This is a genomic window from Candidatus Latescibacter sp. IFSED24 (assembly GCF_058273205.1).
The window spans coordinates 2,622,403-2,639,044 of the sequence record NZ_CM177850.1; the positions used below are offsets into that span (position 1 = coordinate 2,622,403).

Below are 16,642 nucleotides of genomic sequence, written 5' to 3' on the forward strand. Positions count from 1 at the left end.
TACCGACAAGTGGCCGCTGTCAAAACCTCCCGAAATCAGGAGGTTTACTGAGACAGCTGCTCGCCGGGTCACAGAACCGAAAAGGTTCGTGGGCAGCACGGCGTATCCCGATCCGCGGGCCGGCGACCACCCTGTCAGGAGGACGGCCGGCGGCGATCCATACGCGGTCGGACAGGGAATTGTTCGCATCATTTTGCCGCGGCGCGTTCAAGGCCAGTCCGCTCCAGCCCAGATCGACCCCGAACGCGCCGCAGAGCCGCCCCGGACCCGCGGCGAGCGATCGGTCCGGACCGCCGCCGCGCCGCCGGCGCATGACCGCCAGCCCCACGAGCGGTTCGGCGGCCCGCAGCAGCACCGCCCCCGCCCGCCCGGCCGGCTCGGTCACCAGGTTCAGACAATGGTGCATGCCGTAGATGAGGTAGACGTAGGCCATGGCGGGCGGGCCAAACATGATGGCGCTGCGCGGAGTGCGGCCGCGACCGGCGTGGCTGGCGGAGTCGCGCTCGTCGAGATAGGCCTCCACCTCCACCAGGCGGCCGGCGCAGACCTCGCCCTGGCACGCGGTCCAGAGCGTGCAGCCCACGAGCTCGCGGGCCACCGTCACCGTGTCGCGGGCGTAGAACGAGCGGGGCAGGGGGCGGCGCGGGGGCGCCACCGTCAGCCCTGCCGGTCGAGCTGCTGACGCCGGAGCCAGAGCACGCCCACCACCGTGGCAGCGACCACCACCAGCAGGAGCACCGACACCGACCGCCAGACCGGGATGGGTTCGCGTTGCAGCGCCTGGTTCAGGAGCGTCTCGATGAGGCCGCGCACGTCGGCGGCCTGGGCGTCGGGCCAGTCCACCAGGTTGCGCAAGTGGAAGCGCAGCGTCCACTCCTGGATCCGCTGGGGGATGCTCGCGACCAGCGGCTCCCAGCCGAAGGCGAAGATGATGGCCGGTCCCAGCGGCTTCTTGAAGCGGGCGCCGAAGCAGCCGAAGAGCGCGGTGTACGCCAGGGTCCCCAGGAGCGTGACCATGGTCAGCTCGCTGTGCAGGCGGATGAGTGCGAAGTTCACCTCGCCGAAGCCGCCGAAGAGCATGAGCGCGAAGACCGCGGTCTGCGAGAGCAGGACCATGACGCAGGCCACCAGCGCGGCGGCGATCAGCCGGCCCAGGTACAGCGCCGGGCGGCGCAGCGGTCGGGTCCAGAAGTAGACCAGCGTGCCCTCGGCGATGGGCTCGCTGATGGCGGGCGCGCCCAGGGCCATGGCGGTCACCGGCAGCAGGAACGGGATGTAGACGTCGCCGGCCAGGAGCGCGAGCAGCACCCCCGCGGGCGGCTGCCCCGGATACCAGATCCGCACCGCCAACAACAGCAGCACCGGCAGCGACAGGAGCAGGCCCAGGCTCAGCAGGCGGCGGCGGCGGGCCAGTTCACGCCAGGTGGCGGCGGCCACCACGCCGACGGCGAGCAGGTCCGAGAGCGGCGCCGGCGGGGCGGACACGGTGGCGGTGTTCTCGCGGTTCATCTGGCAACTCCGATCAGTCCCCGGTCAGGTAATGGAAGACCGACTCCAGGTTGTCGTCGAGGGTGTGGATCTCCTCCACGGTCAGCCCCGATTCGAGCAGGCTGCCGGGCAGGGCGCGGTAGAACTTGAGCGCATGGTCGGTCTGGATGATCACCTTGTCCTCGCCCTTGCACTCGACGCTGCGCACGTGGTCCAGACGCACCAGGAAGGCCGCGAGCTCGCGCGGCCGGGCGCAGGTCAGCGCCACCACCGTGGGGTGCTCGGGGATGAGGTCGCGGATCTCGGTGACGTCGCCCTCGGCCAGGACCTTGCCGCGGTGGATCAGCACGATGCGGCGGGTCATCTCCTCCACCTCGGGCAGGATGTGACTCGAGACCAGCACCGTGCGGCCCTCCTCGCCGAGCTGGCGGATCGCGCCGATGGCCTGCTGGCGGCTCACCGGATCCATGCCATTGAGCGGCTCGTCCATGAAGAGGATGTCGGGATCGTGGGCGATGGCCTGGGCCAGCTTGAGTTTCTGGCGCATGCCCTTGCTGTAGCCGCCCAGGCGCCGGCCGGCGGCCGCGGTCAGCTCGAATCGCTCGAGCAGCTCGTCGACGCGGCCGCGCACCCGCGGTCCCTCGACCCCGGCCAGGCGCACCAGCATGGTCAGGAATTCGCGCCCGGTGAGCCAGCCGGGCAGCGCGTCGCTCTCGGGGCAGAAGCCCAGGCGGCGGTAGAGGCCGACGTGCGAGCGCAGCGGCAGCCCGTCGAGCCGGACCTCGCCGCGGCTCGGCGTGATCAGCCCGGCCAGGAGCTTGAAGAGCGTGGTCTTGCCGGCGCCGTTCTGGCCGAGCAGGCCGACCACGCCCGACCCCACCTGCAGCGAGCAGCGCCCCACGGCCACCACCTCGCCGAACCACTTGCCGACCTCGTCGGCTTCCAGTCGCACCGGGGGCGTGCCGATCATGTCACCACCTCCACCGGTCGGATGCGCGCGCGCAGCACCGCCAGCGCGCCGGCCACGGCCAGGACGCAGAGGACCAGACTCGCCCAGGGCGAGATCGGCAGCCGTGGCGCCGAATCCAGGATCAGCGAACCGGCGTTGTGCCAGTGGCCCAGGAAATTGGCGTACTGGAGCTGCCGCAGGCCCACCGCCTCGCCGATGCCGCCGACGGCGTCGCCGCCGAGGCAGAGCACGGTCCACCAGACCACCACCAGCACCGTGCGCGTGCCCAGGCTCGAGAACGCCAGCAGCACCAGCGACAGCCCGGTGCCGGTGGCCAGGGCGAACACGGCCAGGCGCAGCGGGGTCAGGATCAGCAGGTTCAGGCCCGTGGCGGCGGGGTCGATGAGGTAGGCGAAGAGGCAGAGCACCAGCGCCGGCGCCAGGCTCACCGCCAGGTAGCCGGCCAGCACCACCAGGGTCTTGCCGGCGAGGTAGTCGGCCAGGCCGAGGGGGCGCGAGAAGTAGAGCGCGAGGCCATTCTCGCGGCGGTCGCGCGCGATGAGGCCGGCGCCGAGGATCACGGTGGCCAGGAAGACGAAGAAGCGCTGGCCCTCGAGGAAGGCGAGGAAGCCGGCGGGGCTGATGCTGGTCCACTGGCCGCCCGCGGCCAGCTCGACGATCTCGCCGGCGCGGGCGCGCACGAACACGATGACGCCCTTGACCACCGCCGGCACCCAGGCCATGAAGAGCAGGAGCAGGGTCCAGCGCCGCTGCAGCGGCGCGGCCATGCCGCGGCGGGCGATGACCCACCAGGGCGGGTCGGCTGGCTGGCCCGAGTCCTGCCAGTGGGTGTAGCCTCGTTCGTGGACCGGCATCAGCTATCCTCCGCATCGACGATGGCATGGAACTCGTCGGCCAGGGTGATGGGCCGGCGGCGCAGGCGGCGCGGGGCGTAGTCGCAGGCCACGGCCAGCTCGAGCAGCGCGCGCATGGTGTGTTCGAGGGGCTTCTCGGCGCCGGCGGCCAGCCGGTCGAGATCCAGCACGGCGGTGATGTGGCGCCCATCCTGCTCCACCCCCACGGCCAGACGCCGCAGCCCGGCCACGAACGCCTCCTCGCCGCCGAACCCGGTGATCTCGAAGACCTGCTGGCCGGAGATGTCGCGGGGCGAGACGTGGTGCCGTTCGAGCAGTCGACCCTGCCGCAGCACCAGGATCTCGTCGCACACGGCCTCCACGTCGGCCAGCAGGTGGGTGGAGAGGATCACGCCCAGGCCCTTGCGGCCGGCGAGGTCGGACACCAGCTCGAGCATGGCGGCGCGGCCGCCGGGATCGAGCCCGCTGGTGGGTTCGTCGAGGAGGAGCCAGCCGGGGTCGTGGACCAGCGCGCAGGCCAGTTTCAACCGCTGGCGCATGCCCTGGCTGTAAGTCTCGCAGGGGCGGTAGCGCTCGTCGCGCAGCCCCACGAAGTGCAGGACCTCGTGGGCGCGCTGCATGGCGTCCTGTCGGCCCATGCCCGCCAGCTCGCCCAGGTACGCGGTGAGGGCCACGCCGCTGAAGCCGGGGATCACGCCGCCGCGCTCGGGCATCCAGCCCAGGTGGGCGCGCCCGCGCCGCGCCTCGCGGGCCATGTCCTTGCCGGCCACCCGGACGTGGCCCGGCCGGATGGGGATCTGGCCGAGCAATGCGCGCAACAGGGTGGTCTTGCCCGACCCGTTGGGGCCGAGCAGGCCCACCGCGCCGGGCTGCAGCTCGAAGCTGACGTTGCGCAGGACGAGGTCGTGGCGGTAGGCGAAGGAGAGGTCCTCGACCTGGATGGGGCTCGACGGGGTGGGGTCCATGAGTCCTACTTCCATTCCGGGGCTGAAACCGATCGCGATCCTACGCGGTGGGCCCGGGCTTGTTGCAGCATCGCCGGCCTGCTCTCAGGACGCAAGCCTGGACGGTCGGGTTGCCATCGCATTCAGACCTGATCTTCCTCCAGGAAATAGTTGTAGTCCTCGAAATCCTCGGCGTGCAGGATCTCGTGGACGTGGGCCGGCGTGCTGGCGTGGTAAAGCTGGGTCTGGATGGCCGGATCCGACCCCACCGACCGGGCCAGCGCCGCCAGCACCTCGAGGTGGCGCTGACGCTGCTCCGGCGGCACTACCAGCAGGGTGATGCAGTGCACCGGCTGGCCGTCGGGCGTCTCGAACCCCAGCCCCTCACGGTTGATGGCCATGACCCCCACCAGCTGGGGCACCCCCGACAGCTCGGCGTGGGGCAGGAAGAGGCCGCGACCGACGCAGGTGGACATGACGCGCTCGCGCTCGATGATCTGTTGCACAAGCTCCTGGCGGTCGACCTGGGTCAGGCCGTGGCTGCGCACCAGGAGGTCGACCAACCGGACGATGGCCTCCTCCTTGTCGGCGGCGCGGAACCCCGTGACGATGTTGGGCTCGTGCAGGAAATCGATGAGCCGGGGCCGGTCCATGCCCAGATCGCCCGACCGCGCCAGCGCCCAGCGCGTGGTCAGCGGTCCGATGATCTCGTTGAGCGCCACGGTGGCCACGCCGACCACCACGAAGAACTGCCCCACCGTGTCCATCAACGGGCTGTCCTTGACCTTGAGCAGCAGTCCCACCGCCACGCCGGCCTGCGGGATCAGCGCCAGGCCCAGGTTGTCCCCCAGGCTCCGCGGCGCTCCGGCCAGCTTCATGGCCAGCCAGCCAGCCCCCACCTTGCCCACCATCCGGGCCACGATGACCAGCAGAGCCAGCAGTCCCGCCGAACCCAGCGATCCCAGGTGCAGCTCCATGCCCGCCAGCGTGAAGAAGATCGCCAGGATCGCCGGCTCGAAGCTGGCGAAGGCGCGGTGCCCGATCTCCTCCTTGTCGTGGGCGAGGTTGGCCAGGGTGGCGCCCATGAACAGGCAGGACAACAGCTCGGAGACGCCCACCGCGTCGGCCAGGCCGATGGTGAGGAAGAGCCCGATGAGCGCAGTGGTGGCGAGCTTCTCGGCCTGGAAGACGTGCCGCGTGGTGAGCGCCATGACCACGCCCACGGCCCCGCCGACCAGGATCGACAGGCCCAGCTCCTCGAACGGCGCCAGAAAGATGCTGCCCACCGAGCCGCCATCCATGGTGCCGACCCGGACCGCGGTGTAGGCCATCTCGAAGAGCATGATGCAGGCGATGTTGTTGAGCGCCACGGCGGCCATCAGCGTGGAGACGAACACGCCGCGCGCCCGGGTCTCCTTGACGATGGCCACCACCGTGGCCGGCGCCGTGGAGATGGCCAGCGTGCCCAGCAGGATGCCGAACACCCAGTCGCCGTCGCCCAGGAAGCGGACCGCCGCGTAGACCAGCACCGGCGTCAAGATCATCTCCAGGAGCAGCAGCCAGCCCAGCCGGCGCAACGCGTTCTCGAGCCGGTAGATGTGGAGGTGGCTGCCCACGGCCAGGGCGATCAGGCCCAGGGCGAAATTGATGATCGGGGTCATGGCCTCGGACGTGTGGTGGCCGAAGAGGCCCAGCACCGAGGGGCCGATCAGAACGCCGGCCAGGATCTGGCCGGTCACCGCCGGCAAACGGACACGCTTGGCCGCCTCGCCGCTGAGCAACCCGCAGGTGGTCAGGAGGGCCAGGGCGATCAGGTTGTTCTCGAGCAGGCTCGTCAAGGGTGACCTCGCTGGAAGTTGTTGGGCAACCAGCAGCATACCCCGGGCTTCATCAGGCGCAAGAGGGCATCATCTTGAATCACCAGTTTCCGGTTGCCTCGCTCCCACCGGCACGCTTATCCTGGCGGGAAAGCCATCGCCCAGGGAGACCATGCAACGCATTCTGGTCATGGACGACGAGCCCGATGTGCGCGACTTCCTGGTCACGGCGCTCGAGCACGCCGGCGACACGGTCCAGGCCGCAACCAACGGCAAGGAAGGCATCCATGCCTGCCGGCAGCACCGCATGGATCTGGTGATCACCGATCTGGTGATCACCAACCTGGTGATGCCCGAGAAGGAAGGCCTCGAACCATCATCGAGCTGCGGCGTGAATATCCCGAGCTGACGGTGATCGCCATCAGTGGCGGGGCGCGCGGTAGCAGTCGTAATTATCTTGGTGCCGCCGAACTATGCGGCGCCCACCGGGTCTTCGGCAAGCCCATCTCTCCCCGCGAGCTCTTGCACGCGGTGCGCGAGGCCATCGGGGACCCGGATCCGGCCGGTCCAGCGTCCGAGGAGGGCCGGAACCCCTGACCAAGTGGAGGTCGAGCAGCCATGGCGACCGTTCTCGTGATCGAAGACGACCAGGAAGTGCGCGAATACCTGGTGGCGGTCCTCTCCCGCGCTGGCCACGACGTGACCGCGGCCAGCAACGGCCGCGACGGCGTGGCCACGTTCCAGGAGACGCCGACGCAGGTGGTGATCACCGACATCATCATGCCCGAGAAGGACGGCATCGAGACCATCCTCGACCTGCGGCGCGAGCACCCGACCCTCAAGGTCATCGCCATCAGCGGCGGCGGCCGGTCGACCCCGGAGAACTACCTCCACTCGGCACGCCTGCTCGGCGCCGACCGGGCGATCCGCAAGCCGTTCAAGAACGAGGAGATTCTCGCGGCGGTGGCCGAACTGGTGGCCGAATAGGGTTCGCGCTCGTTCAGAATCCAGGGCCGCGCTCGGCGCGGCCCTTGCCTATGGTGACGGTGCCACCCCCATCTCCTGCAGCAGGTGCTCGGCACCGTCCACGGTTCCCGCGACCCACAGCACGTAACGGATATCCACGCCGATGGACCGGCTCCACGCCTGGTCCCAGCCATAATCGTTGATGGTGGCCTCCCACGACCGATCGAAATTCAGCGCCACCACGCGACCGCGGGCGTCGAGCACCGGGCTGCCCGAGCTGCCTCCCACGGTGTCGGTGGAATAGAGCAGGCAGACGGGCACCGAGGTGTCGCCGGCCAGGGCCAGTTCCCGCAGCCTCTCGGGCAGGCGGAACGGCTCCTGGCCGGTGTCCTTCTCGAGCAGGCCGGCCACGGTGGTCACCGGCTCGAGATACATCGCATCGCGCGGCCGGTAGCCCTCGACCCGGCCCCAGGTCAGGCGTAGGGTGCCGTTGGCGTCGGGCACGAATGCCTCGCCCAGCCAGGCCTGACGCGCCTCCACCAGCGCGGCGAGCAACGGGTCGAGCCGTCCGCGACGGGCGCGGCCGAGTTCGCGTTGATGCACATAGGCGGGGTAGATCATGGCCACGAGTTCGAGGAATGGATCGTCGAGGCTGGCCTGCTCCTCGGGCGAGAGCTGTGCCGCAGCGCGCGCCCACTGCGGCTCGGCGAGCTCGGTGCGGCCCAGAGCGTCGTCGAGCATGGCCGCGGCCGCGGCGGCGCCCACCTCGCCCACCAGCGGCCGCAGGACGTCGGGCACCGCGGCGGGCGGCAGTTCCCCACCGCGCCAGAGCAGCTCGGTGAGGATCTCCCGCTCGACCTCGGGCACCACGGACCGCGCGCCGAGCGTGAGCTGGTCGAGGGTCTGGTCGAAGTTGCGGTCCATGTAGGGTTTCTCGCGCTCGAGGTCGGGCTTCTGACGCTCGAGGGCCGCCTCGTGGACGGTGCGCGCCAGACGCAGGTGGTACGGGCTGGTCAGCAGGAAGCGGAGCCAGGACTCGGCGGGTGTGGCCTCCTGGAGCTCGGCATAGAACCTGCCGAGGGCCGGCAGGACCTGGCCGTAGCGCTGCCGGCGCTCCGCGTCGGCGCCGATCCAGGCGGCGAGCTCGGCGTCGGCGGCCTCGCGGCGGGCCAGCAGGTCGAGCCGCTGGATGCCCTGGAGCTTGCCGCGGTAGTTCTTGTGCGTGTTGTGCAGCGATTTGAGGCGGCTGGCCAGGGTCAGGGCATCCCCGGGATGGCGCCCAGCATGGGCCTCGAGCGTCTGGATCTGCCAGCCGTACCAGTCGACGGTCCAGGGCATGCGCACCGTGGCCTCATGACGCAGGAAAGCCGCCGAGCGGTGACGATGGGTGCGCCCGGGATAGCCGAGGAGGAACACGGGATCGCCCGCGTCGGCCCCCGCGGCGGCCACCGGCAGGAACACCTGCGGCCGGTAGGGCACGTTGTCCTCGTGGTAGGGCGCGGGTTCGCCATCGGGACCGACGTAGGCGCGCAGGAACGCGAAGTCCCCGGTGTGCCGCGGCCAGATCCAGTTGTCCTCTTCGCCACCGAAGTGCCCCACGTCCCGCGGCGGAGCGTAGACCAGACGCACGTCCTTGAGGTAGACGTAGAAGAAGAGCACGTAGGTGCGGCCGCGGAACATCTCGGCGACCTCGGCGCGCAGGCCCGGCTGCTGCCGCTCGGCCTCGCGCTCGATCTCCTTGATGCGGCGCTCGATGGCCCGGGTCCGCTCGCCGGCGTCGAGGTCGTCGGTGACCGCGGCGAGGACCGCGGCCGAGACGTCGCGCGAGCCCTGGGTGATGCGCACGGTGTAGCCCGTCGCCGGGAACTCGTCGCCGCGGCCAGCCGCCAGGAAGCCCTCGCTCAGATGATCGCGGGCGGCCGTGGAGGCCTGCTGGATCGCGCGCATGGCGCAGTGGTGGTTGGTGAGGATCAGCCCCTCGGGCGAGACGAAGCTGCCGGTGCAGCCGCCGATCTTGCAGATGCCGTCGACCAGGCTGGGACCCTCGGTGGAGAAGATCTCGGCGGCGGTCACCTCGAGACCTGCGGCGGCGAGGTCGAGACGGCCGAGGTCGTTCACCGGATACATGCCCTCGAAAGCGAGGGTGGCCGAAGCGGAGACGAGCAGGCAGAGGACGGGCATGAGTCGGCGCATGACGATCCTTCCTTTGGCGGGCCGCAGACCCGATCAAGATGCGCAACGCGGACGCCGCTGGCCAGTGCTTGTCCCCGCCGCGAGCCTCGACTAGGATTCGCCCATGGACTACTCCCATTTCCTCGACCGCCTCGACCCGGCGCACCGCCGCGAGCTGGAGGCCCAGCTGACCGAGGTCATTCTGCCGCGCCGCATCGAGCGCATGGACGCGGTGCTGGCGCAGCGGACGCGACGCCTCACCGTCCTCTTCGAGGATCTCTACCATCCCCACAACGCCAGCGCGGTCATGCGCACCGCCGAGTGCTTCGGGTTGCAGGACATCCACGTCGTCGAGCAGGACAAGCGGTTCCGGCCGAGCAAGGACGTGGTGCGGGGAGCGGCCCGCTGGCTCACGCTCCATCGGTACGCAGACCTCACCGTCGCGCTGGCAGCGCTGCGCCAGGGCGGCTACCGACTCGCCGCCACCTCGGTGGACCCCGGCAGCCTGCCGCTGGACGAGGTGCCGGTGGACACGCCACTCGCGCTCTGCTTCGGTACCGAGGAGACCGGGCTCAGCCCCCGGGCCCTGGCCGCCACCGACCTCCACGTCCACGTCCCCATGGCCGGCTTCACCGAGAGCCTGAACGTGTCGGTGACCGCGGCGTTGTGCCTGCGCGAACTGACCGGCCGGATCCGCGCTGGCTCGGGCTGGGAACTGACCGCCCAGGAACGTGCCGACCTGCGCCTGACCTGGCTCATGCAGGAGGGCACCAAGGCGCGCGCGCTCACGGTGGCCCGACTGCGCCAGTGGGATCTGGTGGGGCGCGGCGGCGGCGTGTGGTCAGCGGACTAGATCACGCGCCTCCTCTCCGACCGGCCGCTTCCTACCGACCGCAAACCATCCCGGCCGCCCCCGCTCGTGCCACAGCCGGTGGCAGGCGCTGCACAGCGTGATCAGGTTCGCCGCCGCGTTGGTGCCTCCCCGGTTGCGCGGCACGATGTGATGGACCTCCAGGAACCGCGTGTGCGTGCAGCCCGGCGTCCGGCAGCGATGGCGATCGCGCGCCAGCACCGCGCGCCGCGTGCGTGGCGGGATGGTGGTGGTGTTGCGGCCGCCCGGTTCGGCCACCGCCGCGTCGCACGTCACGCGGGCAGCGTCCGCGCGGTCCAGCGGCCGACCGGCCGCCTCCACGGCTCCGCACTCAGGGCAGCGGTGGACGTGGATCTGGACCGGGGGGCGCGTCCCCCGGGAGTTGGCTTCAGCGCATCTGTTTTCATCGCTATCACTTACGGCTTTCGATGTTCCCCGCACCTCCACCAGCTCCGCCAGCGCCGCCAGCAGGTCCTCCGCGTTGGGCGCCCGACCCAGCTCCTGCCACAGCGCCTCGTACCGCGCCGCCTGCTCGGCCGTCAGCCGCAGGCCGACCTGGACCGGAGCGGCCGCCGCCAGCCGGGTCTCGGACGCGGACTCGGTGCTCGGCAGCAACTCCCCCTGCCCCACCCGCGCCGCCCGACGCGCCTGCGCCTTCCGCCGCACCCGCTGGACCTTGGCCTCCAGCTCGCGGCGCGAGGAGGATGCCGCCGTCTGCAGCCATTCCGCCTCGGTGCGCGGGCTCGCCACCTTGACGATCTCCCGCGCCTTGGTGTAGCCCAGCTCGCCGCTGGCCACCGAGGCCCGCAAACGCGGCAGCTCGTCGAGGCGCGCGGCCAGGCGGTCGAAATCGGCGGCGCGAGTGGCGGAGAAGCCCAGGCGGGTCACGGCGTACTGGCGCATGGAGGCGCAGTCGAAGGCGCGGTAGAGCCGGCGGCGGCGCACCTCGGCGAACCAGACCACGACGTGGTGCTCGGCCTGGTTCAAGGAACGAACGGCTTCCACCAGGCGCGCGTGGACGGCGCCGGCGGGCAGATCCGGTTGGAAGGACATGGGAAGACCAGCGATCCGGGAGGAGGTGGCTAGGGGATATTATACGAACAAATGACGAAAATGTCAAGCAGAAAATGTGCGCAAGCCACTGGGGAAAAACATTTTAAGGACGACCGAATTGCATTTTCACCGACATGACCCCGGACAACCGTCCCCCTACTCCCCCAGCTCCGCCAACCCCACGAAGCAGTCCAGCACCTCCGGATTGGCCAGCGCCTCCCGGTTCTCCACCACCTCGCCGTGGATCACCCGCCGCACCGCCAGCTCCACCACCTTGCCCGAGATGGTGCGCGGGATGCCGGGCACCTGGACGATGCGCGCCGGGACGTGGCGCGGGGTCTCCTCCTGGCGGATGCGGCGGCGGATGCGGTCGCGCAGGTCGTCGTCCAGGACGAGGCCGTCGCGGAGGTGGACGAACAGGACCACGCGCTCGTCTCCCTCCCACTTCTGGGCGGTGACGAGCGCCTCGAGGACCTCGTCGAACTGGTCGACCACGCGGTAGATCTCGGCGGTGCCGATGCGCACGCCGCCGGGGTTGAGGGTGGCGTCGCTGCGGCCCTGGATGACCAGGCCGCCGCCGGGCTGGAGCGCGCACCAGTCGCCGTGGTGCCAGACCGCGGGGAAGCGTTCGAAGTAGGCGGCGTGGTATTTGCGGCCGTCGGGGTCGTTCCAGAAGCCGGTGGGCATGCTGGGGAAGCTGCGGGTGCAGACCAGCTCGCCCGGTTCGCCGAGCGGACGGGGCGCGCCGCGGTCGTCGAACACCGACACCGCCATGCCCAGACCGCGGGTCTGCAGCTCGCCGCGGCGGACCGGGAGCACGGGGCTGCCCAGGGCGAAGCAGCTCACGATGTCGGTGCCGCCGGAGATGCTGCTGAGCTGCAGGTCGCGGCCCACCTCGCGGTAGACGTAGTCGAAGCTCTCGGGGGCCAGCGGCGAGCCCGTGGACAGCACCGCGCGCAGCGCCGACAGGTCGTGCTCGTGACCGGGGCTCAGGCCGGCCTTCTCGCAGGCTGCCAGGTAGCGGGCGCTGGCGCCGAACACGGTGACGCTTTCAGTGGCCGCCAGGTCCCAGAGCACCGACCGCGGGTGCATGGCGGCGCCGTCGTAGAGCACCAGCGTGGCGCCCGAGGCGAGGCCGCTCACCAGCCAGTTCCACATCATCCAGCCGCAGGTGGTGTAGTAGAAGAGGCGGTCGGCGGGGCCCAGGTCGGTGTGCAGGCGGTGCTCCTTGAGATGCTGCAGCAGCGTGCCGCCCGCCGAGTGGACCAGGCACTTGGGCAGGCCCGTGGTGCCCGAGGAGTAGAGGATGTAGAGCGGGTGGTCGAACGCGGTCTGGTGAAAGCGGAGCGGGCGGTCGGTGGCGGCGGCGAGCCAGTCGTGCCAGAGGACCGCGCCGGGCAGGGCGGCGAGGTCGGGCTGCGGGCTCAGGAACGGCAGCACCACGAGTTGCGCCAGGTCGGGCAGTTCCTCGCGGAGGCGGGCCGCCGTGGCCAGAACGTCGCACTGCTTGCCGGCATAGACGTAGCCGTCGGTGGCCACGAGCACCTTGGGGGCGATCTGGCCGAAGCGGTCGAGGACGCCCTGGACGCCGAAGTCGGGCGAGCAGCTCGACCACACCGCGCCCAGGCTCGCGGTGGCCAGCATGGCGATCACCGCCTCGGGCACGTTGGGCAACAGACCGGCCACGCGATCGCCGGGACCGACCCCCGCGGCGTGAAGCGCCGCCGCGCAGCGCGCCACCTCGCGGTGCAGGTCGTCCCAGCCGAGTTCGCGGCGCTCACCGGCCTCGCTCCGGGCGATGATCGCCGGGTCGGAACCGGTGCGGTGCAGGAGGTTCTCGGTGAAGTTCAGGAGCGCGCCGGGAAACCAGCGGCTGCCGGGCATGGCGTCGGGGCGGTCGAGGACACCGTCGGCGGGACGGCTGCAGCGCACGCCGCAGAAGTCCCACACCGACTGCCAGAACTCCGCGCGCTCGGCGATCGACCACGCGTAGAGGTCGTCCCAGCCGGCGAGCGGGCGGCCCCAGCGGCGGGACGCCTCGCGCCCGAAGGCGGTGACCTGGGCGGCCTCGCAGCGGGCGGGGTCGGGGGTCCAGAGGATGTCGTTCATGTCGACCCCTTTCGCCGCGCGCTCAGTCGGTCCAGGCGGGCAGGATGGTGCCGGTGACCTCGCCGAAGCCCACGCGGTAGCCCGGGCCCTGGCACCAGCCGGTGATGGCCACCGTGTCGCCGTCCTGGAGGAACTTGCGCTCCTCGCCCGAGGGCAGCGCGAGGGGCTCGGTGCCGCGCCAGGTGAGCTCGAGGAAGCTGCCGTAGCTGCCCTTGTCGGGGCCCGAGATGGTGCCCGAGGCCAGCAGGTCGCCGGGCCGCAGGTTGCAGCCGGTGACCGTGTGGTGCGCGAGCTGCTGGTGCATGGTCCAGTAGAGGTGCTTGAAGTTGGAGCGGCAGACGGTGAACGGCTCGGTCTGCTGCGCGGTGGTCAGGTCCACCTCCAGCGCGATGTCGAAGGTGCAGCTCTTCTCGCCGCGCAGGTAGGGCAGCGGTTCGGGGTCCTGCGCCACGGGCGCGGTGCGGAACGGCTGCAGCGCCTCCCAGGGCACGATCCACGACGAGATGCTGGTGGCGAAGTTCTTGGCGTTGAACGGGCCGAGCGGCTGGTACTCCCACTTCTGGATGTCGCGCGCGGACCAGTCGTTCACCAGGACCAGGCCGAAGATGCGGTCGTCGGCCTCGTCCACCGAGACCGGCGCGCCCAGCGCGTTGCCCGGGCCGGCGGTGAAGAAACCCATCTCGAGCTCGATGTCCAGGAGCCGGCACGGGCCGTACACGGGCGCCTCGGCGTCGGGCGGCAGCATCTGGCCGCGGGGCCGGCGCACCGGCGTGCCGCTCGCGACCACGCTCGACGCGCGGCCGTGGTAGCCCACCGGCAGGTGCAGCCAGTTGGGCATGAGCGCGTTCTCCTTGCCGCGGAACATGATGCCGACGTTGGTGGCGTGCTCGCGGCTCGAGTAGAAGTCGGTGTAGTCGCCGATGCGCACCGGCAGCAGGACGTCCACCGCGGCCACGGGCCACAGGACCTGCGCGCGGAGCGAGGCGTCGTCGCGGAGCGTGGCGGTGTCGTGGCGCAGCAACTCGCTGACCCGGGCACGCACGGCGCGGCGCACCGGCGCGGGCAGCGCCATGAAGTCGTTCAGGCAGTCGCTGGCGAACACGCCCGCGGGCAGGCCGTCCACCGCGAGCAGGCCCGCGTCCTGGAGCGCGGCCAGGTCCACCGCGTGATCGCCCAGGCGCACGGCGCCGCGCGGCGCCTGGCCGGGCGGGGCCATCACGCCCCAGGGCAGGTTCTGCAGGGGGAAGTGCGAGGCGGGGTCGACCTCGAGGAAGCTCCTGAGCGAGGGGTCGCAGGTCTGGTCCATGATCTCCATCCGGGGCTCGGGTTCAGGTCAGAAAGGCGAGGGTGCGCAGGTCGGCCAAGGGCTCGGCGAAGCTGCAGCTGCCGTAACCGCCGAGCAGCTCGCGGCGCAGCGCGGCCACGCGGTCGGCGGACACATGGTACTCGCGCCAGGTGAAGCCATCGCCGTCCAGGCGGAACGACCGCGGTGCGGTGTCCGCGATCACGGGTTCGAGATCGTCGGCGCTGAGCCCGCGGTCGTGCGCCAGGAGCGCCGCGCCGTAGACGTTGAGGAAGCCGTGCATGGGCACGTCGGCGGTATGGTCCATGCCGCGGACCGGGTGGTGCAGGCCGGCGGTGAACTTCAGGGGGACGCGGGTCTCGCAGGCGGCGGCCAGCACCGCGGCGATACGCTCGACGGAGGGCACCAGGTCGGGCGTCACGCCGCCGCAGCGGAGCTTGGCGCCGAGGCGCCGCAGCGGCTGGTCGGCCTGCCGGCGGCCGAGGGCCGTCAGAAGTTCCTGGTCGCGGCCGTCGGGTAGTTCGCAGTAGAGCTCCACGGCCCGCAGGTCCACCGACACCAGCATGGGCAGCACGCTGTCGAGCCAGGCGTCGGCGGTTTGGGCGGCGGGCAGGCGCATCTCCACCGCCTCCTCCACCACCGCGGGCGTGGCCGCGGCGAAGGCGGCCATGTGCGCCAGCTCGTCGTGGTCGGCCAGGAGCGAGAGCCGCAGCGGCCGTGAGGCGCTCCAGGGGCCGCGCAGGTACGGCGTGAGATCGTCGAGGCGCTCGGCGGGCAGCACGAAGCGGCCGAGCATGGCGGCGTCGGGGCCGTCCAGGTGCTGGTCGTAGTGGCGCAGCGCGCTGTCCAGGTCGTGGCTCGCGGGCGGGAAGAGCCCGGCGTAGTCGACCAGGCCGGCCAGGAACGGATCGGTGGCGGGCACGGTCAGTCCTCCCCCAGCCACGACCGCTGGTAGTCCGGGTCCTCGCAGGTCAAAGCGGCGCTGGCGACCTGCAGCGGGGCGAAGGTGTCCACCATCACCGCCAGCTCGTTGGTCTCCTTGGCGCCGATGGACGCCTCGGTGCGCCCGGGCTGCGGACCGTGGGGCAGGCCGTCGGGATGCAGCGTGAGCGAGCCGAACTCGATGTCCTTGCGGCTCATGAACTCGTCGTTGCAGTAGTAGAGCACCTCGTCGCTCATGACGTTGCTGTGGTTGTAAGGCGCGGGGATGGCGTCGGGGTGGTAGTCGTAGAGCCGCGGCACGAACGAGCAGAGCACCCAGCCGTCGCCCGCGAAGGTCTGGTGCACCGGCGGCGGCTGGTGCAGGCGGCCGGTGATGGGCTCGAAGTCGTGGATCGACAGCGCCCAGGGGAAGTAGAAGCCGTCCCAGCCCACGGTGTCGAACGGGTGGTGGTCGAGGGTGACCATGTGGAACTCGCCCGCCTTCTTGACCACCACGGGGAACTCGCCGGTCTCGTCCACGGGGACCAGCCGGCTGGGCGGGCGGATGTCGCGCTCGCAGAACGGGCTGTGCTCGAGGAGCTGGCCGTGCTCGTTGCGGTAGCGGCTGGGCGTGCGCACGTGGCCGGCGCTCTCGATGACCAGGAGGATGGGCTCGCTCGCGGTGTCGAGGCGCCAGCGGTGGACGATGCCGCGCGGGATCACCACGTAGTCGCCCTGGCGGACGTCCAGCTCGCCGAGCTGCGACTCGAGCACGCCGTGGCCGCGGCTCACGTAGACGATCTCGTCGCCCTGGCTGTTGCGGAAGAAGTAGCTGTCCACCACGCGCGGGCGGGCCAGGCTCATGGCCACGTCGCGGTTGTAGACCAGCGGCACCCGGTCGGCCACGGCGCTGGGGCCGGTGGTCTCGAGGCGGTGGGTGCGCAGGTGGCGCATGCGCAGGGTGGAGTCGGGGTCGTGCTCCCAGCGGCGGTTCCAGACCTTCTCGGTGCGCAGGACCGAGGTGGGCCGGCGCAGGGTGTAGAGCAGCGACTGCAGGCCGGTGAAGCCCAGGTTGCCCAGGAGGTGCTCGTAATGGATGCCGCCGCCCTCCTTGGGGAAGACGGTGTGGCGCTTGGCGGGCAGATCGCCCAGTCGGTGGTAGAACGGCATGCTC

General features: G+C 71.1%; 16 protein-coding genes. 4 read left to right on the forward strand and 12 right to left on the reverse strand.

Annotation, left to right across the window (positions count from 1 at the left end):
• Positions 1–19: 19 nt before the first annotated feature.
• From IFSED24_RS10510 to IFSED24_RS10535, 6 genes are all read right to left on the reverse strand, one after another.
• Positions 20–655 carry a DNA-3-methyladenine glycosylase gene (locus tag IFSED24_RS10510; protein ID WP_491331419.1) on the reverse strand — a complete coding sequence of 212 codons (636 nt, stop codon included), beginning with the start codon at positions 653–655 and terminating at the stop codon, positions 20–22.
• A 2-nt stretch (positions 656–657) separates the two neighbouring features.
• Positions 658–1,509 (reverse strand): ABC transporter permease, encoded by an 852-nt coding sequence (locus tag IFSED24_RS10515; RefSeq protein ID WP_491331420.1) that lies wholly within the window; start codon positions 1,507–1,509, stop codon positions 658–660.
• Between the two features lie 13 nt (positions 1,510–1,522).
• The gene (locus IFSED24_RS10520; RefSeq protein ID WP_491331421.1) at positions 1,523–2,458 is read right to left on the reverse strand and encodes an ABC transporter ATP-binding protein; all 936 of its coding nucleotides are present in this window, start codon (positions 2,456–2,458) and stop codon (positions 1,523–1,525) included.
• A complete protein-coding gene (locus tag IFSED24_RS10525; protein ID WP_491331422.1) occupies positions 2,455–3,312 on the reverse strand; it encodes a hypothetical protein in 858 nt (285 codons plus the stop codon). Before IFSED24_RS10525 ends, IFSED24_RS10520 begins: the two co-directional genes overlap by 4 nt.
• Positions 3,312–4,277 (reverse strand): ABC transporter ATP-binding protein, encoded by a 966-nt coding sequence (locus IFSED24_RS10530; protein ID WP_491331423.1) that lies wholly within the window; start codon positions 4,275–4,277, stop codon positions 3,312–3,314. The genes IFSED24_RS10525 and IFSED24_RS10530 overlap by 1 nt, the downstream gene beginning before the upstream one ends.
• Positions 4,278–4,399: 122 nt before the next feature.
• Positions 4,400–6,094, reverse strand: coding sequence for a cation:proton antiporter domain-containing protein (locus tag IFSED24_RS10535; protein ID WP_491331424.1), 1,695 nt, complete (start codon positions 6,092–6,094; stop codon positions 4,400–4,402).
• Between the two features lie 151 nt (positions 6,095–6,245).
• Here IFSED24_RS10535 and IFSED24_RS10540 point away from each other — a divergent pair, with 151 nt between their 5' ends.
• From IFSED24_RS10540 to IFSED24_RS10550, 3 genes are read left to right on the forward strand one after another with little or no spacing between them, the layout of a single operon-like run.
• Complete coding sequence (locus tag IFSED24_RS10540) at positions 6,246–6,482, forward strand: response regulator transcription factor (RefSeq protein WP_491331425.1); 237 nt, start codon at positions 6,246–6,248, stop codon at positions 6,480–6,482.
• 2 nt (positions 6,483–6,484) lie between these two features.
• Positions 6,485–6,670 carry a hypothetical protein gene (locus tag IFSED24_RS10545; RefSeq protein WP_491331426.1) on the forward strand — a complete coding sequence of 62 codons (186 nt, stop codon included), beginning with the start codon at positions 6,485–6,487 and terminating at the stop codon, positions 6,668–6,670.
• A 21-nt stretch (positions 6,671–6,691) separates the two neighbouring features.
• On the forward strand, positions 6,692–7,060 hold the full coding sequence (locus IFSED24_RS10550) for a response regulator (RefSeq protein WP_491331427.1): 369 nt from the start codon (positions 6,692–6,694) through the stop codon (positions 7,058–7,060).
• A 48-nt stretch (positions 7,061–7,108) separates the two neighbouring features.
• Here IFSED24_RS10550 and IFSED24_RS10555 read toward each other — a convergent pair whose 3' ends face one another.
• Positions 7,109–9,232 (reverse strand): S46 family peptidase, encoded by a 2,124-nt coding sequence (locus tag IFSED24_RS10555; protein WP_491331428.1) that lies wholly within the window; start codon positions 9,230–9,232, stop codon positions 7,109–7,111.
• Between the two features lie 103 nt (positions 9,233–9,335).
• Between IFSED24_RS10555 and IFSED24_RS10560 the strand changes: the two genes are divergently transcribed.
• The gene (locus tag IFSED24_RS10560) at positions 9,336–10,064 is read left to right on the forward strand and encodes a TrmH family RNA methyltransferase (protein WP_491331429.1); all 729 of its coding nucleotides are present in this window, start codon (positions 9,336–9,338) and stop codon (positions 10,062–10,064) included.
• On the opposite strand, the gene IFSED24_RS10565 is transcribed toward IFSED24_RS10560, so the two are convergent.
• From IFSED24_RS10565 to IFSED24_RS10585, 5 genes are all read right to left on the reverse strand, one after another.
• Positions 10,053–11,135: an HNH endonuclease gene (locus tag IFSED24_RS10565; RefSeq protein WP_491331430.1), complete on the reverse strand. Its 1,083-nt coding sequence runs from the start codon at positions 11,133–11,135 to the stop codon at positions 10,053–10,055. The genes IFSED24_RS10560 and IFSED24_RS10565 overlap by 12 nt on opposite strands.
• 156 nt (positions 11,136–11,291) lie before the next feature.
• Entirely contained in the window at positions 11,292–13,244 is a 1,953-nt protein-coding gene (locus IFSED24_RS10570) for an acetoacetate--CoA ligase (RefSeq protein ID WP_491331431.1), read from the reverse strand.
• A gap of 22 nt (positions 13,245–13,266) precedes the next feature.
• Complete coding sequence (gene fahA / locus IFSED24_RS10575; protein ID WP_491331432.1) at positions 13,267–14,550, reverse strand: fumarylacetoacetase; 1,284 nt, start codon at positions 14,548–14,550, stop codon at positions 13,267–13,269.
• 22 nt (positions 14,551–14,572) lie between these two features.
• A complete protein-coding gene (locus IFSED24_RS10580; protein WP_491331433.1) occupies positions 14,573–15,469 on the reverse strand; it encodes a hypothetical protein in 897 nt (298 codons plus the stop codon).
• A gap of 2 nt (positions 15,470–15,471) precedes the next feature.
• The gene (locus IFSED24_RS10585; protein WP_491331434.1) at positions 15,472–16,638 is read right to left on the reverse strand and encodes a homogentisate 1,2-dioxygenase; all 1,167 of its coding nucleotides are present in this window, start codon (positions 16,636–16,638) and stop codon (positions 15,472–15,474) included.
• Positions 16,639–16,642 lie beyond the last annotated feature (4 nt).